General features: G+C 68.1%; 28 protein-coding genes and 2 pseudogenes. 16 read left to right on the top strand and 14 right to left on the bottom strand.

The window, feature by feature from the left end; translation table 11 throughout:
• Positions 1-46 precede the first annotated feature (46 nt).
• Positions 47-1,396, top strand: coding sequence for a DUF418 domain-containing protein (locus tag D0Z60_RS02200; RefSeq protein ID WP_118856641.1), 1,350 nt, complete (start codon positions 47-49; stop codon positions 1,394-1,396).
• Here D0Z60_RS02200 and D0Z60_RS02195 read toward each other — a convergent pair.
• Genes D0Z60_RS02195 through D0Z60_RS02170 form a run of 6 tightly spaced genes read right to left on the bottom strand, consistent with a single transcriptional unit; the run spans position 1,393 to position 5,657 of the window.
• A complete protein-coding gene (locus tag D0Z60_RS02195; RefSeq protein ID WP_118856639.1) occupies positions 1,393-2,391 on the bottom strand; it encodes an NADPH:quinone oxidoreductase family protein in 999 nt (332 codons plus the stop codon). The genes D0Z60_RS02200 and D0Z60_RS02195 overlap by 4 nt on opposite strands.
• Positions 2,388-3,023, bottom strand: coding sequence for a CoA transferase subunit B (locus tag D0Z60_RS02190; protein ID WP_118856637.1), 636 nt, complete (start codon positions 3,021-3,023; stop codon positions 2,388-2,390). The genes D0Z60_RS02195 and D0Z60_RS02190 overlap by 4 nt, the downstream gene beginning before the upstream one ends.
• Positions 3,023-3,910, bottom strand: a complete 888-nt coding sequence (locus D0Z60_RS02185; RefSeq protein WP_118856635.1) for an HAD family acid phosphatase — start codon at positions 3,908-3,910, stop codon at positions 3,023-3,025. Before D0Z60_RS02185 ends, D0Z60_RS02190 begins: the two co-directional genes overlap by 1 nt.
• Entirely contained in the window at positions 3,910-4,356 is a 447-nt protein-coding gene (locus D0Z60_RS02180; protein WP_118856633.1) for a hypothetical protein, read from the bottom strand. Before D0Z60_RS02180 ends, D0Z60_RS02185 begins: the two co-directional genes overlap by 1 nt.
• A complete protein-coding gene (locus D0Z60_RS02175; protein WP_118856631.1) occupies positions 4,353-5,063 on the bottom strand; it encodes a CoA transferase subunit A in 711 nt (236 codons plus the stop codon). Before D0Z60_RS02175 ends, D0Z60_RS02180 begins: the two co-directional genes overlap by 4 nt.
• Before the next feature lie 51 nt (positions 5,064-5,114).
• Entirely contained in the window at positions 5,115-5,657 is a 543-nt protein-coding gene (locus D0Z60_RS02170) for a DUF2306 domain-containing protein (RefSeq protein WP_118856629.1), read from the bottom strand.
• Positions 5,658-5,798: 141 nt separating this feature from the next.
• On the opposite strand from D0Z60_RS02170, the gene D0Z60_RS02165 reads away from it, so the two are divergent.
• The gene (locus D0Z60_RS02165) at positions 5,799-6,581 is read left to right on the top strand and encodes a LytTR family DNA-binding domain-containing protein (protein WP_118856627.1); all 783 of its coding nucleotides are present in this window, start codon (positions 5,799-5,801) and stop codon (positions 6,579-6,581) included.
• 18 nt (positions 6,582-6,599) lie between these two features.
• On the opposite strand, the gene D0Z60_RS11585 is transcribed toward D0Z60_RS02165, so the two are convergent.
• A complete protein-coding gene (locus D0Z60_RS11585) occupies positions 6,600-6,740 on the bottom strand; it encodes a hypothetical protein (RefSeq protein ID WP_162888035.1) in 141 nt (46 codons plus the stop codon).
• Positions 6,740-7,036 (bottom strand): SCP2 sterol-binding domain-containing protein, encoded by a 297-nt coding sequence (locus tag D0Z60_RS02160; protein WP_118856626.1) that lies wholly within the window; start codon positions 7,034-7,036, stop codon positions 6,740-6,742. The genes D0Z60_RS11585 and D0Z60_RS02160 overlap by 1 nt, the downstream gene beginning before the upstream one ends.
• A gap of 69 nt (positions 7,037-7,105) precedes the next feature.
• Here D0Z60_RS02160 and D0Z60_RS02155 point away from each other — a divergent pair, with 69 nt between their 5' ends.
• From D0Z60_RS02155 to D0Z60_RS02145, 3 genes are read left to right on the top strand one after another with little or no spacing between them, the layout of a single operon-like run.
• A complete protein-coding gene (locus D0Z60_RS02155; RefSeq protein ID WP_118858389.1) occupies positions 7,106-8,533 on the top strand; it encodes an NAD-dependent succinate-semialdehyde dehydrogenase in 1,428 nt (475 codons plus the stop codon).
• Positions 8,530-8,922, top strand: a complete 393-nt coding sequence (locus D0Z60_RS02150; protein ID WP_205421022.1) for a hypothetical protein — start codon at positions 8,530-8,532, stop codon at positions 8,920-8,922. Before D0Z60_RS02155 ends, D0Z60_RS02150 begins: the two co-directional genes overlap by 4 nt.
• Positions 8,923-8,931: 9 nt before the next feature.
• Positions 8,932-10,587, top strand: coding sequence for a thiamine pyrophosphate-binding protein (locus D0Z60_RS02145; RefSeq protein ID WP_118856622.1), 1,656 nt, complete (start codon positions 8,932-8,934; stop codon positions 10,585-10,587).
• Here the strand turns inward: D0Z60_RS02145 and thiS are convergent.
• A pseudogene (gene thiS / locus D0Z60_RS02140) lies at positions 10,584-11,557 on the bottom strand (sulfur carrier protein ThiS). The gene D0Z60_RS02145 and the pseudogene thiS sit on opposite strands and share 4 nt — an antisense overlap.
• Before the next feature lie 144 nt (positions 11,558-11,701).
• Here thiS and D0Z60_RS02130 point away from each other — a divergent pair.
• The 5 genes from D0Z60_RS02130 (at position 11,702) to aat (ending at position 15,132) form a co-directional block, all read left to right on the top strand.
• Positions 11,702-12,133, top strand: a complete 432-nt coding sequence (locus tag D0Z60_RS02130) for a type II 3-dehydroquinate dehydratase (protein WP_118856617.1) — start codon at positions 11,702-11,704, stop codon at positions 12,131-12,133.
• A 40-nt stretch (positions 12,134-12,173) separates the two neighbouring features.
• A complete protein-coding gene (accB, locus tag D0Z60_RS02125; protein ID WP_118856615.1) occupies positions 12,174-12,650 on the top strand; it encodes an acetyl-CoA carboxylase biotin carboxyl carrier protein in 477 nt (158 codons plus the stop codon).
• Between the two features lie 100 nt (positions 12,651-12,750).
• Complete coding sequence (accC, locus tag D0Z60_RS02120; protein ID WP_118858388.1) at positions 12,751-14,100, top strand: acetyl-CoA carboxylase biotin carboxylase subunit; 1,350 nt, start codon at positions 12,751-12,753, stop codon at positions 14,098-14,100.
• The gene (arsC, locus tag D0Z60_RS02115; protein ID WP_118856613.1) at positions 14,097-14,438 is read left to right on the top strand and encodes an arsenate reductase (glutaredoxin); all 342 of its coding nucleotides are present in this window, start codon (positions 14,097-14,099) and stop codon (positions 14,436-14,438) included. Before accC ends, arsC begins: the two co-directional genes overlap by 4 nt.
• 10 nt (positions 14,439-14,448) lie before the next feature.
• Positions 14,449-15,132, top strand: a complete 684-nt coding sequence (aat, locus tag D0Z60_RS02110) for a leucyl/phenylalanyl-tRNA--protein transferase (protein ID WP_118856611.1) — start codon at positions 14,449-14,451, stop codon at positions 15,130-15,132.
• A 35-nt stretch (positions 15,133-15,167) separates the two neighbouring features.
• Here the strand turns inward: aat and D0Z60_RS12050 are convergent.
• The 5 genes and pseudogenes from D0Z60_RS12050 to D0Z60_RS02085 form a co-directional block, all read right to left on the bottom strand.
• Positions 15,168-15,401 (bottom strand): annotated as a pseudogene (locus D0Z60_RS12050) (DUF2155 domain-containing protein); the annotation flags it as partial.
• A gap of 134 nt (positions 15,402-15,535) precedes the next feature.
• Positions 15,536-15,925, bottom strand: a complete 390-nt coding sequence (locus D0Z60_RS02100) for an NADH:ubiquinone oxidoreductase subunit NDUFA12 (protein ID WP_118856609.1) — start codon at positions 15,923-15,925, stop codon at positions 15,536-15,538.
• 38 nt (positions 15,926-15,963) lie between these two features.
• Positions 15,964-16,326, bottom strand: coding sequence for a DUF192 domain-containing protein (locus D0Z60_RS02095; protein ID WP_240325505.1), 363 nt, complete (start codon positions 16,324-16,326; stop codon positions 15,964-15,966).
• A gap of 104 nt (positions 16,327-16,430) precedes the next feature.
• Entirely contained in the window at positions 16,431-17,048 is a 618-nt protein-coding gene (locus D0Z60_RS02090; RefSeq protein WP_240325504.1) for a cold-shock protein, read from the bottom strand.
• A 64-nt stretch (positions 17,049-17,112) separates the two neighbouring features.
• Positions 17,113-17,649 carry a regulatory protein RecX gene (locus D0Z60_RS02085; protein ID WP_240325503.1) on the bottom strand — a complete coding sequence of 179 codons (537 nt, stop codon included), beginning with the start codon at positions 17,647-17,649 and terminating at the stop codon, positions 17,113-17,115.
• Positions 17,650-17,837: 188 nt separating this feature from the next.
• Between D0Z60_RS02085 and D0Z60_RS02080 the strand changes: the two genes are divergently transcribed.
• From D0Z60_RS02080 to D0Z60_RS02055, 6 genes are all read left to right on the top strand, one after another.
• A complete protein-coding gene (locus tag D0Z60_RS02080) occupies positions 17,838-19,523 on the top strand; it encodes a fatty acyl-AMP ligase (RefSeq protein ID WP_118858385.1) in 1,686 nt (561 codons plus the stop codon).
• A 9-nt stretch (positions 19,524-19,532) separates the two neighbouring features.
• Complete coding sequence (locus tag D0Z60_RS02075) at positions 19,533-19,970, top strand: ion channel (RefSeq protein WP_118856605.1); 438 nt, start codon at positions 19,533-19,535, stop codon at positions 19,968-19,970.
• A gap of 107 nt (positions 19,971-20,077) precedes the next feature.
• Complete coding sequence (locus D0Z60_RS02070) at positions 20,078-20,461, top strand: BlaI/MecI/CopY family transcriptional regulator (RefSeq protein WP_118858384.1); 384 nt, start codon at positions 20,078-20,080, stop codon at positions 20,459-20,461.
• Complete coding sequence (locus D0Z60_RS02065) at positions 20,458-22,113, top strand: M56 family metallopeptidase (RefSeq protein WP_118856603.1); 1,656 nt, start codon at positions 20,458-20,460, stop codon at positions 22,111-22,113. Before D0Z60_RS02070 ends, D0Z60_RS02065 begins: the two co-directional genes overlap by 4 nt.
• Positions 22,114-22,198: 85 nt before the next feature.
• Positions 22,199-23,089, top strand: a complete 891-nt coding sequence (locus D0Z60_RS02060) for a hypothetical protein (RefSeq protein WP_162888034.1) — start codon at positions 22,199-22,201, stop codon at positions 23,087-23,089.
• A gap of 25 nt (positions 23,090-23,114) precedes the next feature.
• On the top strand, positions 23,115-25,229 hold the full coding sequence (locus tag D0Z60_RS02055) for a TonB-dependent receptor plug domain-containing protein (protein ID WP_118856599.1): 2,115 nt from the start codon (positions 23,115-23,117) through the stop codon (positions 25,227-25,229).
• Positions 25,230-25,245 lie beyond the last annotated feature (16 nt).

The raw sequence follows: 25,245 nt of genomic DNA, 5'->3' as shown, positions 1-25,245 counted from the left end.
CACAACGTCCGGCGATGTAAAGTGAGTCACTTCGCCGGGGGGCACGATGACCACCACCGATCAACTGCAGCGCGTTGCGGGCAGCGAGCGGATCGCCTCGCTCGACGTCATCCGCGGCATCGCCATCCTGTTCATCCTGGTCATGAACATCCCGTGGATGGGCGGCTACGAGTTCGCTTTGTGGGACTTCCGCTACCCGACCTGGACCAGCGCCGATTATTGGACCACGCTGGTCACCAAGACATGGCTCGAGGGCACCCAGCGCGGCCTGCTCGAGCTGCTGTTTGGCGCCGGGATCATGATCATGGCGCGCCACGCCATGACCCCCGACGGGCCGGTCGCGGTTGCCGACCTCCACTATCGCCGAAATCTGTGGCTGATCCTGTTCGGCCTCGCCAACGCCTTCGTCCTGCTGTGGCCGGGCGACATCCTGCTCATCTACGGCATCGCCGCGATCTTCCTGTTTCCGTTTCGCCGGATGGGCTGGAAGGGGCAGCTCGGTTTCGCCGGACTGCTGTTCGGGGCGCTGATCTGGTACGGCGCCGCCGACTATCGCGCCAACGCCGCCAAGCTCGCCAAGGTCGAGCGGGTGATGGCCGCCGAGGCCGCCGGCAAGGCGCTCAGCGAGGACGACAAGACGCTCTTGAAGGAGCGCCGCGAGCAGATCGAGCGCCGTACCCAGATGCCCGCCGACAATGTCCAGCAGAAGAAGAAGATCGCCGAGGCGGATGCCGCGCGCCACGGCGATTTCGTCAGCTACTGGCGTTACCAGGCCGAAGGCTGGATGTTCCTGATGAGCCAGTTCTTCTGGTTCATCGAGGCCGAGGTCGCGGCGACTATGCTGGTCGGGATGGCGCTCTTTCGGCTCGGGATCATCCAGGGCCGGGCGCGAACATCGGCCTATGTCGCCCTGCTGCTCGGCGGCTACGCCGTCGGGCTCGGCCTGCGCGGCAGCCAGTGGCTCGAGATCCTGCGCTTCCAGCCGGGCCAGCACTGGCAGGACATGTTCGGCGACGTCGCCCGCCTTGCGGTGACGCTCGGCCATGTCGGCCTGATCCACCTGATCCTCCGCTCGGCCCCCGGGCGAGCGCTGCTGCGCCCGTTCGTGGCGGCCGGGCGGATGCCGCTCACCGTCTATCTGTTCACGTCATTGCTGATGATGTGGGTGGTGTTCGCGCCGTGGGGACTCGACTGGTTCGGCCGCTTCGGAATGGCCAAGCTGGCGCTGCTCGCGCTGGCCGTCATCGCCGCCGAACTGGTCGCGGCGAACCTGTGGATGCGGCGGTTCGAAAACGGCCCGCTTGAATGGCTGTGGAAGAGCCTCGCCTACGAACGCCGCCAGCCATTCCGCAAGATCCCCCGCGAGCCCGCGGCGGCGATCCCGGCGGCGGTTTAGGGGATCGTCACCACCAGTTTGCCGATCGCGGAGCGCGCGCCCAACGCCGCAATCGCCTCGCCGGCGCGCTCCAGCGGATAGGTCGCGCTGACCTTCGGCGCGATCTTGCCGTCATCCCACAACCGGAACAGCTCAGCGACATGCCCCCGGTTGCGCTCCGGCTCGCGGCCCGCGAACGCGCCCCAGAATACGCCGCGGATGTCGCAGCTCTTGAGCAAGGTGAGATTGAGCGGAATGCTTGGAATTCCGGCCGGGAAGCCGACCACCAGATAGCGCCCCTCCCAGCCGAGCGCGCGCAGCGCCGGCTCGGCATAGTCGCCGCCGACCGGGTCGAACACCAGCTGCGCGCCGTTCGGCCCGGCGATGTCCTTGAGGTCCTTGGCGATCTGCTTCTGAGCCGCCGGATCGAGCGGCCCGGCCGGATATTTGAGCGACGCATCGGCGCCCGCCGCGCGCGCCGCGGTGCATTTCTCCTCGCTCGATGCGCAGGCCAGCACCCACGCCCCAAGCGCCTTGCCGATCTCGACCGCGGCCAGCCCGACCCCGCCGCCGGCGCCAAGCACGATCATCAATTCCTTGGGCTTGATCGCGCCGCGATCGACCAGCGCGTGAATCGCCGTGGCATAGGTCATCAGCAGCGCCGAGCCCTCGGCGAAGTCGCGATTGTCGGGCAGAAGGAAGGCGTTGGCGGCGGGCAGCAGCGCCTGCTCGGCAAGCCCGTTCCACCCGGTCGCGCCGATCACCCGGTCGCCGACCGACCAGCCCTCGACTCCCGCGCCGACCGCGATCACCTCGCCGGCGATCTCCCCGCCCGGAGCGAACGGCCGCGGCGGCTTGAACTGATATTTATCCTCGATGATCAGCACGTCGGGGAAGTTGATCGCGCACGCCCGCACCCGCACCAGCAGGTGGCCTGGCGAGACGTCGGGCGCATCGATTTCGCCCAATTCGAGCGTCTCCGGCCCGCCCGCCGCGCGCGACAGCAGCGCCTTCATTCGGCGTAATGTGCCGTGGTCTTGGCCCGCACCTCGTCGGCGCTCACCCCGGGCGCGGTCTCGATGAGCCGGAACGGACTCGCGTGATCGGGCCGCTGGAACACCGCGAGGTCGGTGATGATCATGTCGATGACGTTCTTGCCGGTCAGCGGAAGCGTGCATTCGGGAATGAACTTGGGGTCGCCGTTCTTCGACGTATGCTCCATCACGACGATGATCTTCTTGACCCCGGCGACCAGGTCCATCGCCCCGCCCATGCCCTTGATCATCTTGCCCGGGATCATCCAGTTGGCGATGTCGCCCTTCTCGCTCACTTCCATCGCGCCGAGCACGGCCAGGTCGATGTGCCCGCCGCGGATCATCGCGAAGCTCTGCGCGCTGTCGAAATAGCTGGTCTGGTCGAGCTCGCTGACGGTCTGCTTGCCGGCGTTGATCAGGTCCGGGTCGACCTCGTCCGGATAGGGGAACGGCCCGATCCCGAGCATCCCGTTTTCGCTCTGCAAGGTCACCGTCTTGCCCGCCGGAATGTAGTTGGCGACCAACGTCGGAATGCCGATGCCGAGGTTGACGTAAAAACCGTCCTCGAGCTCCTGCGCCGCCCGCGCCGCCATCTGGTTGCGGTCCCAGCCCATCATCGTTCTCCGTCCCAGCGATTGTCGGGCGAAAAGACCTCATCGATCGTGCCCTTGAGCCCCGGCCCGTAGACCGGGTTCGACAGCAGGAACCAGCCATTCCCCCATAGCGCCCCGACCGCGCCCGAAGTGGCCAGCCGCCGCCGCTCGAGCGGCGCGAGGTTGGGGGCGTTCAAGAGGTCGGTGAAGTCGCCCATCTGGTCGCCGGCCATCGCCACCACGCAATAGTTTTTGGCGACATGCGAGCGGCGCCCATCCTTGCCGCCTTTGCCGTCGACATCGCCGCGCAGGAACAGCGTCCGCAAATGCTCGGCCGGGCCGACTCCAGCCGCATTGAGGCTCGCCACCGTCGCCGCGGCATTGGCGCTGTCGCGGTTGGTGTTGAAGATCACCGTCACGCCCGCGCTGCGCAGCCTGGCGAGCGTCTCGGCCGCGCCCGGCATCGCCGGCTGGCCGGTCAGCCGCGGCTGTGCCTGCCAGCGGTTGAGCACCTCGCGGTCGCTCGCCACTCCGCGCGCCGCGAGCGCATGTTCGAGCCCCTGGTTCTGGACCGCCGTCTCGTCGGCATCGAGGATCACTGCCGGCGGCTTGTTGCCGCACGGCACGAACGCCGGAGCAGCGAGGCTCGAACCCTCAGCCAGCACGACGCCCATCGTCGGCCGCTCGCGCAGCGCTGCGCGAACGAACGCCTCGAACGCGCGATAGGTCTGGACGCTCGCCGCCGCGCCCTCGGCCGCGCCATACAGCCACTGCATCCCGCCCGGCACTTCGGGCGGCTTGGCGGCGGGATCGGGCACGGCAACCGGAACCGCAACCGGCTCGGCGACCGGCGCAGTCGCGCACCCCGCCAGGCACAGCAGCGACGCCGCCGCGAACACATTGCGCATCACGCCAACCCTTCCTTGCGCGACAGCCACGGCCACGCGCGCACCGTCCCGATTAGATAAACCAGCCCGTAGACCAGCACGATCGCCGACGAGACGATGTTGAACGTCCCGCCCATGGCCGGGACGGTCAGTGCTGGAATGAGCATCGCCCCGCGCAGCAGATAGATGGCGGTGATCGCCACCAGCGCAGTGCGCATCAGCGGCAGCCGCCGCATCAACCCGGCACCGGCGAACGCATAGGCCGCCCACACGGCGAGCACCGCCGCGATCCCCAGCGTCACTGCCGCCGGCCACCATTCACCGCGTTCGGCCCCCCGCGCGAACGCCTCCCCGGCCCCGAAAAACCGATACCAGGCCGGCCCGCCCGCGATCACCCCAAGGTGAAGCGCCGACGCGATCAGGCTGAGCACGCCGCCGGCCACCAGCCACGGATTGCGCTGCCTCACGCCGCCTCGCGTTCGCGGGTCGTGGTGAACTCGATCTTCTTGTCGTAGGGCGCGCCGAGGATCAGCCGGTTGACGTAGATCGACGGCAGATGGATGCAGTCGGGGTCGAGGCTGCCGACCGGAACGATCTCCTCCACTTCCGCGACGCAGACCCGCCCGCAGGTCGCCGCCGGCAGGTTGAAATTGCGCGCCGTCTTGCGAAACATGAGGTTGCCGCTTTCGTCCGCCTTCCATCCCTTGACGATGGCGAGGTCGGCGAAGATCCCGCGCTCCAGGATATACTCCTGGCCGTCGAAGCTCTTCACTTCCTTGCCTTCGGCGACCTGCGTCCCGACCCCGGTCTTGGTGTAGAACCCCGGGATGCCCGCACCGCCGGCGCGCATCCGCTCGGCCAGCGTGCCCTGCGGGCAGAATTCGACCTCCAGCTCGCCACTCAAAAACTGCCGCTCGAACTCCTTGTTCTCGCCGACGTAGGACGAGATCATCTTTTTCACCTGCCGCGTGCGTAGCAGCTTGCCGATGCCCTCGTTGTCGATCCCGGCGTTGTTCGAGGCGAAGGTCAGGTCCTTCACTCCGCTGTCGCGGATCGCGTCGAGCAGTCGCTCGGGGATGCCGCACAGCCCGAACCCGCCCGCCGCGATCAGCATCCCGTCGCGCAGCACCCCGTCGAGCGCCGCGGCGGCATCCGGATAAATCTTGTTGGCCATGATCGCCCTTCCTTGCGCGCCACGGGCACTAAGGCGGCCAGTGTCGGGCGGTCAACCTGCGACTGAGGCCGGCGCGTGGCTGAACAGCATGTGCCACATCGTCCGGCCCGGAGCGAAGGAGAAAGCGCCGGCGATGATTAGCGAGCCCAGGAAGAAGTTGCGCAGATGCTTCCTGTGCGCTTCGATCTTGCCTTGTCGAGCGGTCAGGATCGCCTTGGGGACGGCGATGAACGTCAGCACGGTGAACAGGTGGATCCAGCTGAAATTGCCGTCATTGACGTCGCGGATGAAGATCGTCGCCACCGCCGTGGTGAACATCAAACCAAGCCAGACCCGGCCCAGCAGGCGATGGCGCGGCCCGCCTTTCCTGGAAAGCAGGACGTAGGCGCCAAGCGGGAGCGCCGGGATGACCGTCGCCAGATGAACGATGAGCGCGACGTTGCGGGTCGATGGGATATCCGCCGCCAGCCCCAGCAGTGCACGCATCACCGCATAGAACGACACGGCGAAGATTCCTCCGGCCAATAGCGAGATTGCAATCCGCGCCCATGGCGGAAGATCGATTTTCTGACGGGCGATGACGATGGCGGGCATTGCGATGGCCTCGATGGTTAGCCGAAGGCCACGGGTCTGCCGCCTTCCGCTTGGCCGGCAAGCGCGCCTTCGCTAATCAGGCATCGGCTTCGCCAAGCGCGGCGGCGGGACGATTGGCGAAGCGTGGAATGGCGGGGGCGAATGCGGCAGGTTCGCGAATTGGTGATCGAAGTTGCGATCATGATCGTGATCGGCGTGCTGCTGGCCGCGCTCGGGCCGTTCGGCAGCTTCGAGGAGAGCTTTGCGGCGCGGCTTGCTTACTGGCTTCCGGCGGTGCTCGTCGGATATGCGATCTTCCGGCCGACGACGCTCCTTGCCGACCGGCTCAGCCGCCTGCTGCATTTGCCGCGCACGGCAGCGATGTACGCCGCCTCGCTGGTCGCGGCGGTCCCCGCGACGATCGCCATCGCCACCCTCGGCGGGTTCAAGCCGCTGCGCATGGCGCCCGACAGCCTGTTCCAGCTTTATCTCAACGTTGCCTTGCTGGGCCTCGTCATCGGCACGGTCTTCCTGTTGATCGAAGCAGGACGGATGCCGGCGCTGACGCCCGGTCCGGCCGCCGCGGCAACCGCCTCCGAGCTTCCCCCGGAAGTTTCGACCGCGCCTGCCGAGCCTGATTTCTTCGACCGGCTGCCACCCGACTGGAACGGCGAGCTGACGGCGCTGGAGATGGAAGACCATTACCTGCGCGCCCACCGCGCGGACGGCCGCTCGCTGCTTCTGCTGATGCGCATGGCCGATGCCGAGCGCGAACTCGCCGCCGTCGATGGCCGGCGCGTGCATCGCAGCTGGTGGGTCGCGCGCGGAGCGGTACGACGCGCCGCCCGAAGCGGTCGCAACTGGGCGCTTCACCTCGAAGGCGGGCTGATCGCGCCCGTCGCCCGGGACCGGGTCGGTGCGCTGCGTCAGGACGGCTGGTTGTAGCGCCAGCCCGGCGCAGCCCTACTCCTCGTCCTCGCGCTCTTCGCCCTCGCCGCTTTCTTCCTGTTCGCTGTCCTCGCCCGCCGGGGCGCCGCACGCGCTGAGCGAGAGCGGCAGCAGCAGCGCCCCGGCAACGGGGAGGGCCCGCTTCAGCCGGCGCATCAGCGCAGCTTCGCCAGCACGCCCTGCAGCTGCATGGCGTTGGACATGTCGCCTTCGACTTTGAGCTTGCCGGTCATGAACGCGGTCATGCCGTCCAATTGACCCTCGGTCATCGCCTGCCAGTCGGCCCAGCTGACCTTGATCGTGGTGTCGGCGTCGCCATTGTCCTCGCTGACCTGTTCGGCCGCTCCGTCGAGCATCACCACGCCCTCGTCGCCGAAGTCGATCTTGACCTTCTTGCCCGGCAGCCAGGCCTGGTTTTCCTGCATCTTGGTGGCGAGTTCCTGCTTGGTCATGGCGCGGCCTTTCTGTTGCGTCGTCAGCCCTCGCTAGCCACGCGCGGGCGCCCGGTCTAGATGGGCCGGATGACCTATCAGGCCGATCTCAAGCTGTTCATCGACGGCGCGTGGCGCAGCGGCGAAGGCCGCGATGTGCACACCGTCGTCAATCCCGTCACCGGCAGCGGCATCGCCGACGTGCCCTATGCCACCGCCGCCGACCTCGACGAGGCGCTCGCCGCCTCCGAACGTGCCTGGCCCGAATGGCGCGCGATGGACGTCGAAAAACGCGGGAGCATCCTGCGCAAGGCCGCCAAATTGCTGCGCGAGCGTGCCGAGGCGATCGGCGCCATCCTTACCCAGGAGCAGGGCAAGCCGATCGCCGAGGCCAAGGCCGAGGTGCTCGGCAGCGCGCAATTGTTCGACTGGTACGCCGAGGACGCCAAGCGCGATTACGGCCGCACTTTGGTCCGCCCGGCCGGCCAGCTGAGCCGCGTCATCCGCCAGCCGGTCGGCCCGGTCGCCACCTTCACGCCGTGGAATTTCCCGATCTATCTGCTCGCCAAGAAGGTCGCCGCGGCGCTCGCCGCCGGCTGCACGGTGATCAGCCGGCCGCCGCATGAGACCCCCGGCTGCACCACCGAATTGTTCCGCGCTCTGGCTGATGCCGGCATCCCCGCCGGGGTCGCGCAACTGGTCCACGGCGAGGCCGACCTGGTCAGCCGGACGCTGATCGCCAGCCGCACCATCCGCAAGGTCAGCTTCACCGGCTCGACCGCGGTCGGCAAGCATCTGATGAAGCTGTGCGCCGATTCGATGACCCGCGTGACGATGGAATTGGGCGGCCACGCGCCGGTGCTGATCTTCGACGATTGCGACCTCGAGAAGACCCTCGACATGGTCGTGCCGCAGAAATTCCGCAACGCCGGCCAGGTGTGCGTCTCGCCGACCCGCTTCTACGTCCAGGAATCGATCTACGAGCCGTTCCTCGAGGGCTTCGCGGCACGCACGGCCAAGGTTACCGTCGGCGACGGGCTCGCCGCCGAGACCCGCATGGGCCCGCTCGCCAACGCGCGCCGGCCCGACGCGGTCGGAGCGCTGGTCGACGATGCCCGCGCCAAGGGCGCCCGGGTGCTCGCCGGGGGCGAACGCGGCGACCAGGGCTTCTTCTTCCAGCCGACCCTGCTCGCCGACGTCACCAACGAGGCCAAGATCATGAACGAGGAGCCGTTCGGGCCGGTCGCGGTGACCCGCGCGTTCAGCACTTTCGACGAGGTCATCGCCGAGGCCAACCGCCTGCCGTTCGGTCTCGCGGCCTTCGCCTTCACCGAAAACGGCCGCCGCGCCAACCTCCTCGGCGACGCGCTCGAAAGCGGCATGGTCGGCATCAACACCTTCGCCATCTCGGTCGCCGACGCCCCGTTCGGCGGGGTTAAGGACAGCGGCTTTGGCAGTGAAGGCGGCAAGGAGGGGCTGGAATCGTATCAAGTGGTCAAGGCAATCCACCAGGCGTGACGGCGCGCCTAGCCCAGCGTCTGATCGCGCTTCCGTTTCTGCTGCTCGGCGGATGGTGCCTGCTGTTCCCGCAAACCGTCGAAACCCTCGCTTTCACCTCCGCTTACTACCACAGCACCGCGACCAGTGCGCTGCTAATCGGCTGTTTCGGCGCGCAAGCAATGCTGTCCGGTCTGTTCGCGTGGTTCAGCCGCTTCACGCCCACCACCTTCCTCGTCTACGCGATTGCGTTGCTGCCGTTCTTCGGGTTCAACTATTGGTTCGTGTTCGTCGTGCCGATGTTCAACCACTGGATGCTGCTCGATTTCGTCGCAAACGTCTGCATGTTGGCCCTGTGCGTCATCGGCTATCGCGCATCACAGGGTGACGAGGCGGCGCCCGGCCAGTAAGGGCCGACCATGACCCTACGCACCGGCGGCCAGATCCTCGTCGACCAGCTCCGAATTAACGGCTGCGACCGTATTTTCACCGTGCCCGGCGAGAGTTTCCTTGCCGTGCTCGACGCGCTCCATGACGCGCCGGAAATCGAAACCATCGCCTGCCGCCAGGAGGGCGGGGTCGCCTACATGGCCGATGCCGACGGCAAGATGACCGGCCGCCCGGGTATCGCCTTCGTCACCCGCGGCCCGGGCGCGACCAACGCCAGCGGCGGGGTCCACGTCGCCTTCCAGGACTCGACCCCGATGATCCTGTTCGTCGGCGATCTCGACCGCGCCGACCGCGACCGTGAAGGCTTCCAGGAGTTCGACTTTCCGGCCTTCTTCGGCCCCATCGCCAAATGGGCGGCGCGGATCGACGATGCCCGCCGGATCCCCGAATATGTCGCGCGCGCCTGGCGAGTCGCCACCGTCGGCCGCCCCGGCCCGGTCGTGCTCGCCATCCCCGAGGACATGCTGCGCGATTGCGTCGAGGCCGCCGACCGCCCCGCCGTGCCCCCGGTGGCCGAATGCCCCGACCCCGGCGCGATCGGCGCGTTGTTCGAGCTATTGAAGGACGCCGCCGCCCCGATCGCCATCGTCGGCGGCGCCGACTGGAGCCCGCGCGCGGCGCACCATTTCGCCAATTTCGCCGTCCGCCACGGAATCCCCGTCGCCGCCGCCTTCCGCCGCCAGGACGCCATCGACAATCGCTGCGGAGTCTACGCCGGCCAATTGGGCTACGGCCCCAACCCCAGGCTCCAGCAGCGCGTGCGCGACGCCGATCTTGTCATCGCGGTCGGCGCCCGGCTCGGCGAATCCACCACCGACGGCTACAAGCTGATCACCCCCGACCACCCCGGCCAGACGCTCGTCCACGTCCACCCCGACCCCAACGAGCTCGGCCGGGTCTATCACGCCGATTTGCCGATTTGCGCCGACATGGGCGAGTTCGCCGAGATGGTCGACGACTGGACCGACCCCGACCTCGTCCGCTTCTCGACCGGCGAAGACGCCCATCGCGAGTGGCTCGAGTGGTCCGAGCCCAAGCCGCGCGACGGCGTGAAGCTCGACCTCGGGCACTGCGTCGCGGCGATGCGCGACAAGCTTCCGGCCAACGCCATCATCTGCAACGGCGCGGGCAATTTCTCCGGCTGGTGGCACCGCTACTGGCGCTACGGGCCGATGCCGACCCAGCTTGCGCCGACCAGCGGCACGATGGGCTACGGCCTCCCCGCCGCGGTCGCCGCCGCGCTGCGCTTCAAGGACCGTCCGGTGGTGTGCGTCGCCGGCGACGGCGATTTCCTAATGAACGGCCAGGAACTCGCGACCGCCGCCCAATATGGCGCCGACCTCCTCGTCATCCTGGTCGACAATGGCAGCTACGGCACGATCCGAATGCACCAGGAGCGCGACTATCCGGAGCGCATCAGCGCGACCACGCTGGCCAACCCCGATTTCGTCAAGCTGGCTGAGGCCTATGGCGGCCAGGGCTGGCGGGTCGAGACCACCGCCGACTTCGCCCCCGCCCTTGATGCGGCGCTCGCCGCCGAGGGCATCCGCCTCATCCACTGCGTGACCGACGTCGAAGTGATCACCAACCAGACCACCATTTCCAGCCTACGCGGGAAATCCTAGATCAACCCCGCCAGCGGACTGCTCGGGTCGGCGTAGCGGCGCTTCGGCATCCGCCCGGCGAGATAGGCTTCGCGCCCCGCCTCGACCGCCAGCTTCATCGCCCGCGCCATGCGCACCGGCTCCTTGGCCTCGGCGATGGCGGTGTTCATCAACACCCCGTCGCAGCCCAATTCCATCGCCACCGCGGCGTCGCTCGCCGTGCCGACCCCGGCGTCGACCAGCACCGGCACGCTCGCACCCTCCACGATCAGCCGGATGGTGACGCGGTTCTGAAGGCCCAGCCCGCTTCCGATCGGCGCGCCCAGCGGCATGATCGCCACCGCCCCGGCGTCCTCGAGCTGCTTCGCGGCGATCGGGTCGTCGACGCAATAGACCATCGGCAGGAAGCCTTCCTTGGCCAGCACCTCGGTCGCCTCGAGCGTCTCCTTCATATTGGGATAGAGCGTCCGCGCCTCGCCCAGCACCTCGAGCTTGACCAGATCCCAGCCCCCCGCCTCGCGCGCCAGCCGCAAGGTGCGGATCGCGTCGTCGGCGGTGAAGCAGCCGGCGGTGTTGGGCAGATAGGTCACCTTCTTCGGGTCGATGAAATCCATCAGCACCGGCTGCGTGGGATCGCTGATGTTGACCCGGCGCACCGCGACGGTGACGATCTCGGCGCCCGACGCGGCGACCGCCGCCGCATTCTCGGCGAAATCCTTATACTTGCCGGTCCCGACGATCAGCCGCGAATTGAACGTCCGCCCGGCCACGCTCCAGATATCGTTCACGCTCAACCCCCGCCGACGAAATGGACGATCTCGAGCTGGTCGCCGTCGGCCAGCGCCACTTCGGCCAAGGTCGAACGCGGGACGATCGCCCGATTGCGCTCGACCGCAACCCGCGCCGGATCGAGCCCGAGCGAGCGCACCAGATCGGCCACGCTGCCCGCCGCCTGCCGCCGCGGCTCGCCATTGACGATGATGTCGAGCATTGTTGGTCCGCTCACTCCTAACCGCTCATGCTGAGTAGCCATTGAGCGAAGTCGAAATGGCGTATCGAAGCACGTCCTTCGATACGCGTCTTCGGCTTCGCTCAGCCCCTACTCAGGATGAGCGGCAGAGGCTAGTGGCTGGGCGTGGCGACCATCTTCATCCTCAACGGCCCCAACCTCAACCGCCTCGGCCGCCGCCAGCCCGAACTCTACGGCACGCAGTCGCTCGACGACATCGCCGCGATGCTCGGCGAACGCGCCGCCGCGCTCGGCCTCGCGCTCGACATCCGCCAGTCCAACCATGAGGGCCATCTCATCGACTGGCTTCACGAAGCGGAGGACGCGGGCGCGAAAGCGGTCATCCTCAACGCCGGCGGCTACGCCCACACCTCGGTCGCGCTGCGCGATGCCGTCACCAGCATCGCCACGCCGGTCATCTCCGTCCACCTCACCGACCCGGCATCGCGTGAGAAATTCCGCCATAGCGACCATGTCGCCGAGGTCGCCGCGCTGACCGTCAAGGGTGCCGGCGCCGCGGGTTACCTTACGGCACTGGACGCGGCGGCGCGGCTGTGAAAGAGGGCGGCCCAAGCAGCCGACAGCCCGGGATTGAGTTATGAGTGACGACAATAACGAGATGCGGGTCGACACCGCTTTGGTGCGCGAGCTCGCCGAACTGCTCGCCGCCAACGAGCTGACCGAGATCGAGGTCGAGGACGGCAGCCGCAAGATCAAGGTCAAGCGCGAGGCCGGACAGGTGATGGCCTATGCGCCAGCGCCGATGCACCATAGCGCTCCGCCGCCGAGCGCGCCCGCCGCCGCTTCGGGCGAAGCCGAGCCGGCCGCCGCAGCGGCCCCGGTCGACGCGCTGAAGTCGCCGATGGTCGGCACCGTCTATCTCGCGCCCGAGCCCGGCGCGGCGCCGTTCGTCGCGGTCGGCCAGCAGGTCGCCGAGGGCGCGACGCTGATGGTGATCGAGGCGATGAAGGTCATAAACCCGATCACCGCGCCCAAGGCTGGCACCGTTCAGCAGATCCTCGTCAGCAACGCCCAGCCGGTCGAGTTCGACCAGCCGCTGGCGGTGATTCAATGATGGCTCGTCGCCCCAGCGAAGGCTGGGGCCCATACCCTCCGTGCGCGATTGAAGATGAGGCATGGATGCCAGCCTGCGCTGGCATGACGGAAACGGCGCTATGACGATCAAAAAGCTCCTCATTGCCAACCGCGGCGAGATCGCGCTTCGGATCCACCGCGCCTGCCACGAAATGGGCATCGCCACCGTCGCCGTTCACTCGACCGCCGACGCCGACGCGATGCACGTCCGGCTGGCCGACGAGGCGGTGTGCATCGGGCCGCCCCCGGCCGCCGAGAGCTATCTCAACGTCGCCAACATCATCTCCGCCGCCGAGATCACCCACGCCGACGCGGTCCACCCCGGCTACGGCTTCCTCAGCGAGAATGCGCAGTTCGCCGAGATCGTCGAAAGCCACAATCTGATCTGGGTCGGACCCAAGCCCGAGCACATTCGGGTGATGGGCGACAAGGTCGAGGCCAAGCGCACCGCCGCCAAGCTCGGCCTTCCCTTGGTGCCCGGCTCCGAAGGCCCGGTGGACGGCCCGGAGGAGGCGCGCGCGGTCGCTGCCGAGACCGGCTATCCGCTGATCGTCAAGGCCGCGTCGGGCGGTGGCGGGCGCGGCATGAAGATCGTCCGCGAGGAGGCCGAGCTCGACAGCCAGATGGCCCAGGCGCGAACCGAGGCCAAGGCGGCGTTCGGCGACGACACGGTCTACATCGAGAAATATCTCGGCGACCCCAAGCATATCGAATTCCAGGTGTTCGGCGACGGCAATGGCGCGGCCATCCACCTCGGCGAGCGCGACTGCTCGGTCCAGCGCCGCCACCAGAAGGTGATCGAGGAGGCCCCCTCGCCCGTCATCACCGCCGAGCAGCGTGCGCATATGGGCGAAGTGGTGCGCAAGGCGATGGCCGACATGGGCTATCGCGGCGCCGGCACGATCGAATTCCTCTACGAGAACGGCGAGTTCTTCTTCATCGAGATGAACACCCGCCTCCAGGTCGAGCATCCGGTGACCGAGATGATCAGCGGCATCGACCTCGTGCGCGAGCAGATTCGGGTCGCGCAGGGCGACGGGCTCAGCGTCAGGCAAGAGGATGTCGTGCTCCACGGCCACGCCATCGAATGCCGAATCAACGCCGAGGACCCGGAGACTTTCGCCCCCTCGCCCGGCCTGGTGAAGAATTTCGTCGCGCCCGGCGGCATGCACGTGCGCGTCGATAGCGGGCTCTACGCCGGCTATAAGGTGCCGCCCTATTACGACAGCATGATCGCCAAGCTGATCGTCTACGGCCGCGATCGCGACGACTGCATCCTGCGCTTGAAGCGCGCGCTCGAGGAGTTCGTCGTCGAGGGCATGAAGACCACCGTCCCGCTGCAGCAGAAGATCATCCGCGATCCCGCCTTCCTCGACGGCGACTACACCATCAAGTGGCTCGAGCGCTGGCTCGAGGAGGGCAAGAAGTGAAGGCCACCATCTGGCACAACCCGGCCTGCGGCACGTCGCGCAAGACGCTCGACATCCTGCGCGAGAGCGGCGCCGAGGTCACCGTCGTCGAATATCTCAAGACCCCCTACGACCGCGCCAAGCTCGAACAATTGCTGCGCGATTCCGGTCTCACGGCCGCAGAGGCTCTGCGCCTCCGCGGCACCGATGCCGAGGAGCGCGGGCTGGTCGGCGCCGATGAACAGACGATCCTCGCCGCGATGGTCGCCAACCCGGCCTATGTGAACCGACCTTTGGTCGAGACCGACAAGGGCGCGCGCCTGTGCCGCCCGCAGGACAAGGTCCGCGAAATCCTCTAGTCTCGCGCCCGTGACCACGCTCGACCCCCGCCTGCTCCTGCGCGGCTATGCGGCGGGCATTTTCCCGATGGCCGACAGCCGCGACGCCGCCGATGTCTTCTGGGTCGAGCCCAAGACCCGCGCGATCATCCCGCTCGACGGCTTCCATTGCTCGCGCTCGCTCGCCCGGACCCTGCGCCGCGAGCGCTTCACCGTCACCCGCGACCAGGCCTTTGCCGAGGTCATCGCCGCCTGCGCCGACCGGCCCGAAACCTGGATCAACGCCGACATCGAGCGCGCCACGCTCGGCCTCCACGCCACCGGCCACGCCCATTCGATCGAATGCTGGGACGGCGCTACGCTGGCCGGCGGAGTCTATGGCGTGCGCCTCGGCCGCGCCTTCTTCGGCGAGTCGATGTTCAGCCGCCGCACCGACGCCTCCAAGGTCGCGCTGGCGTGGCTCGTCGCTCGGCTCAGGCTCGGCCGCTTCACCTTGCTCGACTGCCAGTTCATGACCCGCCACCTCGCCTCGCTCGGCGCGGTCAGCGTGCCGCGGCGGCGCTACGCCGAATTGCTCTCCGCCGCGCTCGGCACCGCCGGCGGCGGCGGCGGCGACGTCCCGCCGCCCGAGTTCGGAGCGCTCGACGACGCATTGCCGTCCGCTCCCGGCGCCCCCGGCCAGTTCATCGCGCAGCTCTTGGGCCACACGTCGTAGACCGCATGCTCGACGACGTTGAGCGACGGACTCTCCTTGTACAGCCAGCCCGAGAACACCCGCGACCATAATTTGTCCGGCCGCTCGACATCGACCTGCACGAACGCCCCGGTGAGCTTCTCATTCTCCCACGGAGCGCTCGCCTCGCACGCCCGAAGCCGCACGATGACGTCCTTTATGCGCAGCGACTGGCCCGGCCTCAGCGTCAGGTCGCGGACGATCCCATTGCGCTTGTTGAGCAGCCCCAGCACCGCCACCCGCTCGGCCATCGGAGTCGTACCCGCCAGGTCCGGAGCGGCCGGCGGCAGCGCGTTGCGCTCGACCACGCCGTTGGCCGGCGCCTTGCCCTCGTCCGAGCAGCCGCCGGTGAGCGCAGCGGCGACGGCCAGTGCGGCGAGCCGTCTCACTCCTGGTCCGGGGTCCAGGCGATATAATCGCCGGTCGCGGTCGGGCGCCGCGCGCCGGCCTTGAGCGAGCCCGACGGCCGCCACGCGCCCTCGCTCCCGGTGAGGTTGGGCTGCGGCTCGCGCTGGAATGGGCGGCGCGGCGGAAGCGCCTTGTCCGGCACCTCGGCGATCGTCCCGCGCAGCCAGGCGTTCCAGCCCGGCGGCACGTTGCTGCTGTCGTTCGATCCCGCGTAGATCACCCAGCGCCGCGCCGGGTCCGAGCGGTGGCGGTAATAGACATTGCCCGCCTCGTCGCGGCCGGCTTCCTCGCCGCGCATCCGCGTAACGAGGCTCGTCCCCCACGACGCACCGTTCCACCAGGTGAAGGCGTTGGCGAAAATTCCCATGTGCGCGCCGTTAGCCCGAGCGCGTCAGGCGAGGCAAGTCAGCGCGGCCACTCGACCCGGTCGCCGGGCTTCAGCCCGAGCTCGGCCGAGCGCCCGCCGGCGATCTCGAGCACCGCCTCGACCGGCCCCGCCGACGGCAATTGCTCGAACGACAGCGGAACCGCATTTTCGATGATGTTGAGGATCGTGCCGCCCGGCGCGACGAACACCAGGTCGAGCGGGATCAGCGTGTCTTTCATCCAGAAGGCGACCGCTTGCGGCGGATCGTAGGGGAACAGCATGCCGCGGTCGCCGGGCAGCGAATCGCGGTTCATCATGCCATAGGCCTGCTCCGCGCCGCTGCGCGCGACCTCGACCGTGAAGCGGTGAACCTTGTTCCCGGAGCGGATCGTCAGCGGCACCTGGTCGAGCCCCGCCGCCGAGCGCTGGAGGTTGCTGGTCGGCGGTGTCGCCGCCTGGCAGGCCGAGGCCGGGACAAGCGCGAGCGCCGCCAGCAGCAGCCGGCCTAGGCCAGTCGAAGCTCGACCGCGGTCTGGCCCTTTCGCCCCTCGGCGATCCGCGCCTCCAGCCGGTCGCCCGGTTGCAGGTCGGCGATCCCCGCCAGCCGGACCGTCTCCATGTGGACGAAAATGTCCGCCGACAGATCGTCGAGCCGGTTGACGAAGCCGTAGCCCTTGACCCGGTTGAACCATTTCACCTCCACCGGCTGGAACGCGCCGGCCGAATCGACCAGCGCTTGGCGGTCGGCTCGGCCAGCGCCGCTGGTGGCGGTCCGCGCCGGGCTTGGCAAGGCTTCGGTGAGGTCGATGGAAAGGATCTCGACCGCCTGCAGTCCGCGGTCCTGGCGCTGCACCAGCGCCTCGACGATAGCGCCTTCCGGCAGGCTCCGCCGGTCGTGCTCGCGGAGCACGGAGAAATGCACCAGCACGTCGCCTTCGCACTGGTCGCTGACGAGGAAGCCGAAACCGCGAGTCGCATCGAACCATTTGATCCGGCCGGTGACCGGGAATGCGTCGGACGCGTCGGTATGGCCCTCATCCTGAGCTAGGATGGCATGTCCGACGGGCTGGTCCCCACCACGTGCGGAGCCGGCCCCGGAAGACTCGTCACCACTCGAACGCACGAGTCGGTTCTAGCACGCCGAATGCGTTTCCCGAAAATGAATCGATACTATTCCGAAACTTTTTTCACCCGTTCAGGTCGTCGGCGCTCGGCTCGCTCCCGCTCGGCCATTCGACGACCCGCCGGGCAAGGTCGAAATCATGGCCTCCGCGGACCAGCGTCGCGAGCCATTTGTCGCGCGTCGGCCGGTCGCCCGGCTGGTCGGCGAACGGCCCGATCCGCCGCCGCCGCGCGAGCCGCAGGATCGCCTCGGCGCGCTGGTCGCGGGCGCAATCGAGCGCCGGCGCGCTGTCCTCCTCGCCGATCCCGGCTGCGCTGAGCGCCCCAGCCACGCGCCGGGCGCCATAGCCGCGCGCGCCGAGCGTCCGGCCACGTGCGAGGGCGAAGGCAGCGTCGTCGACATAGCCCAGCCCAGCCAGCCGCTCGACCACTGCGCCGACCGGCGGCTCGCCAGCCCCGTCCCAGCCGCGCTCGCGCACCTTGCGGGTCAGATAGTCGCCCAGCTTCCTGCGGCTGGTCGCGAAGCGGCCGACGTAGCGCAGCGCAAGCTCGTCGAGTTGCCGGGCATCGAGCGGCGGACGCGGTCGGCGCGGGCGGGTCACGCCATGTTTGTGCCACACTCCCTTCGCATTCACAAAGCGCCCGCCGAGGGTCGAGCGCCCGGCGCCCGGCCTGCTGCGCGCATGGGATCAAGAGGGCAGGACATCTGGTGAGCAATCGCGAGCACGGCATCAGCGGCGACCTCGCTCCCACCGGAGCGACGCCGACTATCGACGATCTGCCGCGGCGGATGGCCGATTTCGCGACCCTTGGCGAAGCACTCGACTATGCCGGCGAGGGCCGGCGTGGAATGAACTTCCACGACGCCCGCGGAACGCTGGTGCGCGCCTATCCCTATGCCGAGCTGCGCCGCGACGCGCAGGCCATCGCCCGGCGCTTCGTCGCGCTCGGGCTCGAGCCGGGCAACCGCGTTGCGCTGGTTGCCGAGACTAGCCCGGAATTCGCCGCCGGCTTTTTCGGCGCGATCTACGCCGGGCTGTGGCCGGTGCCGCTGCCGCTTCCGACCAGCTTCGGCGGCCGCGAGGCGTACGTCTCGCAATTGCTGGTGATGCTCGGCAGCAGCGATCCCAAGCTGTTCCTCTACCCCGCCGAATTGGCCGATTTCGCAGGCGAGGCCGCGCGCCAGCACGGCGTTGATGGCCGCGACTGGGCCACGCTCGATACGCTGCCTGAGGCCGATGGCGAGCGTCCGCCCTCGAGCGGCGACGACATTGCCTATCTGCAATATTCGAGCGGCTCGACCCGCTTCCCGCACGGCGTCGCGATCACCCACCGCGCGCTGCTCGACAACCTTCAGGCCCATGCCCACGGCACCGAGTTGCGCGACACCGACCGCTGCATCTCGTGGCTTCCCTGGTACCATGACATGGGCCTCGTCGGCTGCATGCTCTCGCCGCTCGCGAACCAGGTCAGCGTCGACTTCTTGAAGACCGAGGATTTCGCCCGCCGACCGCTCGCCTGGCTCGATCTCATCAGCCGCAACCCGGGCACGTCGCTGTCCTACTCGCCGACCTTCGGCTACGACATCTGCTCGCGGCGGATGAGCAGCCAGACGCGCGCCGCGGATCGCTTCGATCTCGCCCGCTGGCGGATCGCCGGCAATGGCGCCGACATGATCCGCCCCGACGTCATGCAGGCGTTTGTCGATGCCTTCGCCGACGCCGGCTTCAAGGCGCAGGCTTTCTGCCCGTCCTACGGCCTGGCCGAGGCGACCCTGGCGGTGTCGATCATGCCGCCGGGCGAAGGCATCCGAGTCGAGCTGGTCGAGGAAAGCGAGCTCAGCGGGGTCGGCACGCCGCAGCAGGAGCGGCCGCGGCGCTACCGCGCGATCGTCAATTGCGGCCGCCCGCTCAAGGGCATGGAGGTGGAGGTTCGCGGCCCCGACGGCGCGATCCTCGCCGATCGCAGCATCGGCAAGATCTTCTGCCGCGGGACGTCGGTCATGGTCGGCTATTTCCGCGACGAGGAATCGACCCGCGCCTGCTTGAGCGACAACGGTTGGCTCGACACCGGCGACATGGGCTACATGTCGTCGGGCTACATCTTCATCGTCGGCCGCGCCAAGGACATGATCATCATCAACGGCCGCAACCATTGGCCGCAGGATATCGAATGGGCGGTCGAGCAATTGCCCGGGTTCAAGTCCGGCGACATCGCCGCCTTCGCCATTACCGGCCCGACCGGCGAGGAGACGCCCGCGGTGCTGGTCCACTGCCGGGTCAGCGATCCGACCGAGCGCGGCCGCCTGCGCGACGACATCAAGGAGCGCGTCCGCGCGATCACCGGCATCTCGCCGATCGTCGAGCTGGTGCCGCCGCGCACCCTGCCCCGCACCAGCAGCGGCAAGCTCTCGCGGACCAAGGCGCGCAACCTCTATCTGAGCGGCGAGATCGTGCCGTTCGACGTCGCCGCCTGAGGCTCTGCCGTGCAGCCGCATGAGGAAGCGCTGGCGCTTGGCGCGCAGCTGCTGATTTCCGCCGGCCTGGTACTGGTGATGGTCATCATCCACGCCACCGGCCTGCTCGCCATCGGCAAGATGCTGCATCTCGATCCCGACGTGCTCCGCCGCCGGACGGTCGATTTCAAGGCGATCGTGACCATGGCCGGCCTCGGCACCTTGCTGTTCGCGCTGCACATTTTCGAGATTTTGATGTTCGCGGTCTTCTACATCGCGATCGGCGCGTTCGGGCAGCTCGAGGACGCGTTGTTCTTCTCCGCCTCGGCCTACACCACGCTCGGCCTGACCGCGAACTTCCCCGAGGCGTGGCGGCTGCTCGGTGCGGTCGAGGCACTGATCGGCTTCGTCCTGATCGGCTGGTCGACCGCCTACATCATCAGCACGCTCGACAAGATCCGCGACTGAGCGGCACCGCCGTTCGTCGAAAAATCCGGCCCGGCCGGCCGTTCCCGCTTGCGTCGGCGCTACAAATGTAGCAGCGCTACAAATGTAGCGTGACTTGGAGCGGCTCGGTGCTGAACAAACTGCCTCCCCGCGAACGACAGATCGTCGACATCCTCTATCGCTGCGGCCAGTGCACCGTCGCCGAGATCATCGCCGCCTTGCCGGTCGAGCTCAGCGGCTCGGCGGTACGCGCGATGCTCAGGCGGCTCGAGGACAAGGGCTTCGTCACCCGCACCGACAGCGATCGCGGTTTCCTGTTCAGCCCGGTCGTCGCCGACAGCGTCGCGCGCAAGTCGGCGCTGAGCGAGGTCGTGCGGACCTTCTTCAACGGCTCCGCGGCCGGCGCGGCCAGCGCTCTGCTCGGCATGTCCGAGCGGCTCGACGAGCGCGAGCTCGACGAGCTCGAGCAGATGATCGCCCGCGCCCGCGAAGACCGGGAGCGCGGCCGGTGAGCGTGCTCCTTGCCCTCGCCCTCAAGTCGCTGGTCGTCGCCGGAGGCGGCCTGTTCGTGCTGTGGCTCGCGCGCCATCGCTCGGCCGCCGACCGCAGCCTGATCGCCCACCTCGGCCTCGCCGCGGTCCTCCTCCTGCCCCTCGGCCAAATCCTATTTCCGCCTCTCGCCGTGGCCGGCCCCGACATCCTGATTCAGGAAACCACTGCACTGTCCACTCCGCCCCCTGCCGAAGCGTTTCCGGCGGACCTCGCGGCCACACCCGATGTCGTGCCGTCACCACTCGATCCGGCGCTGCTCATCTACCTCCTCCCCGCTTTGCTGCTCGCCGGGCTGACGCTCGTCGCCCTCACCCGCCTCGTCATCCTCAAGTCGCGCGCGACGGTGGTGGTCGAGCCGCGCTGGACCCTGGCGCTCGCCCAAGCGCAGAGCCGCATGGGGTTCAAGCACGGCACCGCCCTGCTGCTCAGCGACGAGCTTCCCTCGCCGATCAGCTGGGGCGTCGTTCGCCCCGTCATCCTGCTCAACCGCGAAGCGGCCGGAGCGCACGGCCAGGCCGAGGCGATCATCGCCCACGAGCTCGCCCACGTCGCCCATCTCGACTGGGCCAAGCTGCTCGTCGCGCGGGTCGCGATCGCCTTGTTCTGGTTCAATCCCTTGGTCTGGCTGCTGGCCCGCGAAGCGCACCAGCTGCGCGAGGAAGCCGCAGACGACGCCGTGCTTGGCGCCGACATCGCCGATACCGATTATGCCGAACTACTGATCGGCGTCGCACGCCACGAATGCCGCGGCCTGATGCTCGGCGCGCACGGAGTCGCCCCGGCCCGCAACTCCCTCGCGCGCCGGGTCCGCCGCGTTCTCGACGGTGCGCTGGAACGCGCTCCCGGCGGCTGGCGCTGGACCAGCGCGGCGGCTTTCTTCGCTGCCGGAATGGCAGTCCCGCTCGCCGCGTTGACCGTCGTTCCCGGCGGTGTCGTAACGGCCGCTCCCGCATACGCCGCGACGCCTGTTGCGGCGGCGCCCCAGACTGCGCCTACGTCCGCAGAACCGGAGAATCGTCTTAACGACGTCCTTACCACATCCGTCTCCCAATCGGTCGCGAACGTCGGCGAACCGGCCCCCAGCCAAGCTCCGATCGACCGCCCCTCGAGCGTGGTCGACGCCAATGGCAACGCCATCCTCACCGGGCCGGACGGAATGACGCTCATCGCCAGCGCCGACGGAACCGCCACGGTCCTGTCGAACGGCCGCGCCGTGGCCACCGCACGCGCGGACGGCACCAGCGTGGTCTACAACGACAACCGCATCGACCGGGCGATCACCCGCCGAGCTGCCGGAGTCGACGCCGATTACGCGCGGTCCATCGCCAGCGCCCTGCCCGGAATAAGGGTCAGCGAGAACCAGCTCGTCCGCCTCAAGACGCTCGGCATCACGCGGGAATACATCCGTGCGATGAACGCGGTTGGCTATCGCCGGCTTAGCGTCGACAAGCTGGTCGAGCTGCGCGCGCTGCGCATCGCGCCGAGCGATGTCGTACGCACCCGCCAGGCGATCGGCCGACTGCCTACACCCGACGAGATGGTTCGGATGCGTGCACTCGGCATCGAGGATTCGGACCTCGACCCAAATCCGGACCCCGATCCGGACGGCTGATCGAGCCGCTTTCAAACCTACTGATCACCGGGGCCGAGTGCCGCCCGCCGCCAGCCCCTTGTCCGTTGCCGTGGAGTACCGATCGATGCCCCGACCCGCAGTCCTGCTAGCTGCCCTTGCCGTCTCGACGCTGACTATCGCGGCCGGGGTGGACGCCGCGGCCCCGACCGAACTCGAATTCCGCATTCAGGAGCGGGCCGGCAATGAGATCCGCGGCGACTTCCGCCGGGTCGGACCCAGCGACACTCAGTGGAACAGCGATTTTCACCCGGCCGAGTTCGCCGGTCTCGATCGCGCCGGGCTTTCCGCCGCGACCGCCACTCCAATCCGCTTCGCTCTCGTTCGCGACGCCGGTCGACTGGACTGCGCGGGGACCGGGTCCCGCGGCACCGCTAACGGCCGCTGCCGCTACTCGCCGAATCAGAATTTCGCGGCCTTCTTGCGCGCAAACGGCGTCGGCAAGGTCAGCGACGAGCAGCAGTTCACGATGACTGCGGTAGGTGTTCGCCGCGAATTGCTGACGACGCTGCACCGCGCGCAGTATTCGGCGCCAGCGGCGGGCGAGCTCATCAATCTCACCGCGCTCGGGGTCGACGAAGATTATATCTCTGGTCTCTCGGCCTCGGGAAATCGACCGCCGAAGATCGATACGCTGATTCAGTACAAGGCACTCGGGATCAGTCCTTCTTACATAGCGCGGCTTCGCGCCGCCGGAATGCCCGACATCACGCCGAGCATGCTGATACAATTCAGGGCGCTGGGCATCGACGCCGAATATGTCTCGGCTGTGGCCCGCGCCGGCTATCCGAACCTGCCGGCCTCGACGCTTGTCGAATTCCGCGCTCTCGGCGTGACCGCCGAGTATCTCGCAGCGCTGCGCCGCCGCGGCCTGAATCCGACACCGAGCAAAATCGTCCAGATGAAGGCGCTCGGGATCACCGCCGAGGACGTCGACGCCGTCGACCGTAGTCGCTGAAGAATTGAAGAGCAGGGGAAACCGTATGCGTACCGTTATCGCCCGCTGGATGGCCGGAACGTCGTTTCTCGCGGCACTCGCCGTTGCCGCTCCGGCAGCCGCGCAGGAAACCGCCGATCCGGCCGTCGCGCCGCCGCCGGTCGCCGCCGAGGTTCCAGCCGTTGCGGGCACCACCAAGATGGTGTTCACCCCGCAGGATTTCGCGCGATATGCGCCCAAGACCGCGTACGACATGCTGCGCCAGGTCCCCGGCTTCACCATCCGCAATGCGGACCAGGAGCGTGGCCTCGGCCAGGCGTCGGAGAATGTGCTGATCAACGGCCAGCGCGTGTCGTCCAAGGCCGACGGCGCGGTCGGCGAATCCGAGCGTATCTCGGCCAGCAATGTCGAGCGGATCGAGCTGGTCGACGCCGCCACGCTCGGCATTGCGGGGCTGACCGGGCTGGTCGCCAACATCGTCGTCAAGCAGTCGGCGGCGGGCGGCCAATTCTCGTGGACCCCCGAGATGCGCGCGCATTTCACCGATCCGATCTACACCCGCGGCAGCGTCAGCTACTCGGGCACAGCGGGTATCACCGCCTACACGCTCGGCCTCGAAAGCGGCGGCGGGCGAAGCGGCGCCGGGCTCGGACGCGGGACCACCATTTCCAACGCCGCCGGCGAGGCGTTCGAGTTTCGACGCGACCGCTGGCGCGCGAACAGCGACAGCCTCACGGCCACCGCCAAATTCGGCTTCGACCTCGCCGGCGGCACCGCCGCCAACCTCAACGTGTCCGCCGGTCCGTCGTGGTACGATTACCGCGAGACCAGCCGCCGCGACCGCCCCACCGGAGTCGACCGGGTACGGGAGGCACACGAGGAGCAGGATGGCTGGAGCTACGAGCTCGGCGGCGACATCGCCTTTGGCGTAGGACCGGGCCGGCTCAAACTGATCGGCCTCACCAAATATTCCAAGGAGCCGTACATTTCGACGGCGATCCTCGACTTCCTCGACGACAGCCTTTCCTCCGGCGATCGCTTCGCGCGCACTGGCAAAAACAGCGAGCACATCGCCCGCGCCGAATATGGCTGGAAGGGCGGAGGCGCCGACTGGCTGGTCTCGGGCGAGGCGGCGTTCAACAAGCTCGACAGCGTCAGCCGTATTTTCCTGCTCGACGCCGACGGCGAGTTCGACGAGATCGATTACCCCGAGGGCACCGGCAAGGTCACCGAAGACCGTTACGAAGGACTGCTGACATGGTCGCGACCGCTCGGCGAGCGGCTTAGCCTGCAACTTGTCGGCGGGGCGGAATATTCGACTCTCACCAGCACCAGCGTGGTCGGCGAGCAGGCGCGCAGCTTTTTCCGTCCCAAGGGCAGCGCCAGCCTGGCTTGGAAAGTCAGCGACGACCTCGATCTGTCGTTCAAGGTTCGCCGCCGGGTCGGCCAGCTCAATTTCTACGACTTCCTGGCGTCGGTGAACCTCGGCAACGAGAGCCAGAACGTCGGCAACATCAACCTCGTGCCGCAGCAGAGCTGGGAGTTCGACGTCCAGGCGAACCAAAAGCTCGGCGCCTGGGGCACGACCCAATTGCGCCTGTTCTACCGGCTGATCGATGACATCATCGACATCATCCCGATCGGCGCGACCGGCGAGTCGCCGGGCAATGTCGATCGCGCCAAGCGCATGGGTATCGAGCTAAAAAGCACGATCCTGTTTGACCCGATCGGCTGGAACGGGGCGAAACTCGATTCGACGATCATCTTCATCCGCTCGCGCCTCGATGACCCGCTGACCGGCGAGCCGCGCTCGATCAACGGCGAAACCCGCCGACTGATCGAGCTCAACCTGCGCCACGACGTGCCGGGAACTCAGTGGGCGTGGGGCGGCGGCTTCTTCAATTCGGAGAATGCCGCGGTCTATCGCCTGACCCAGCGCTATCGCTCGTGGGAGGGGCCCTATTGGCTGAGCGCCTTCGTCGAGCACAAGGACGTGCTGGGCATGACCGTGCGCGCCGGCGTCAGCAACATCCTCAATGCACGAAGCCGGCTCGAGCGGGTGTTCTACGACGGCCGGCGAACCGACCCGGTCGCCAGCCGCGAGAGCCGCGACCGACTGATCGGGCCGATCTTCAGCCTGTCGGTGCGCGGCAAGTTCTAGCCGCGCGCTTGCGCAG

The sequence above is a fragment of the Sphingomonas mesophila genome, assembly GCF_003499275.1.
GTDB lineage: Bacteria > Pseudomonadota > Alphaproteobacteria > Sphingomonadales > Sphingomonadaceae > Sphingomicrobium > Sphingomicrobium mesophilum.
The sequence above is the reverse complement of the archived record's forward strand: the minus strand, read 5'-3'. Positions and strand labels throughout refer to the sequence as shown.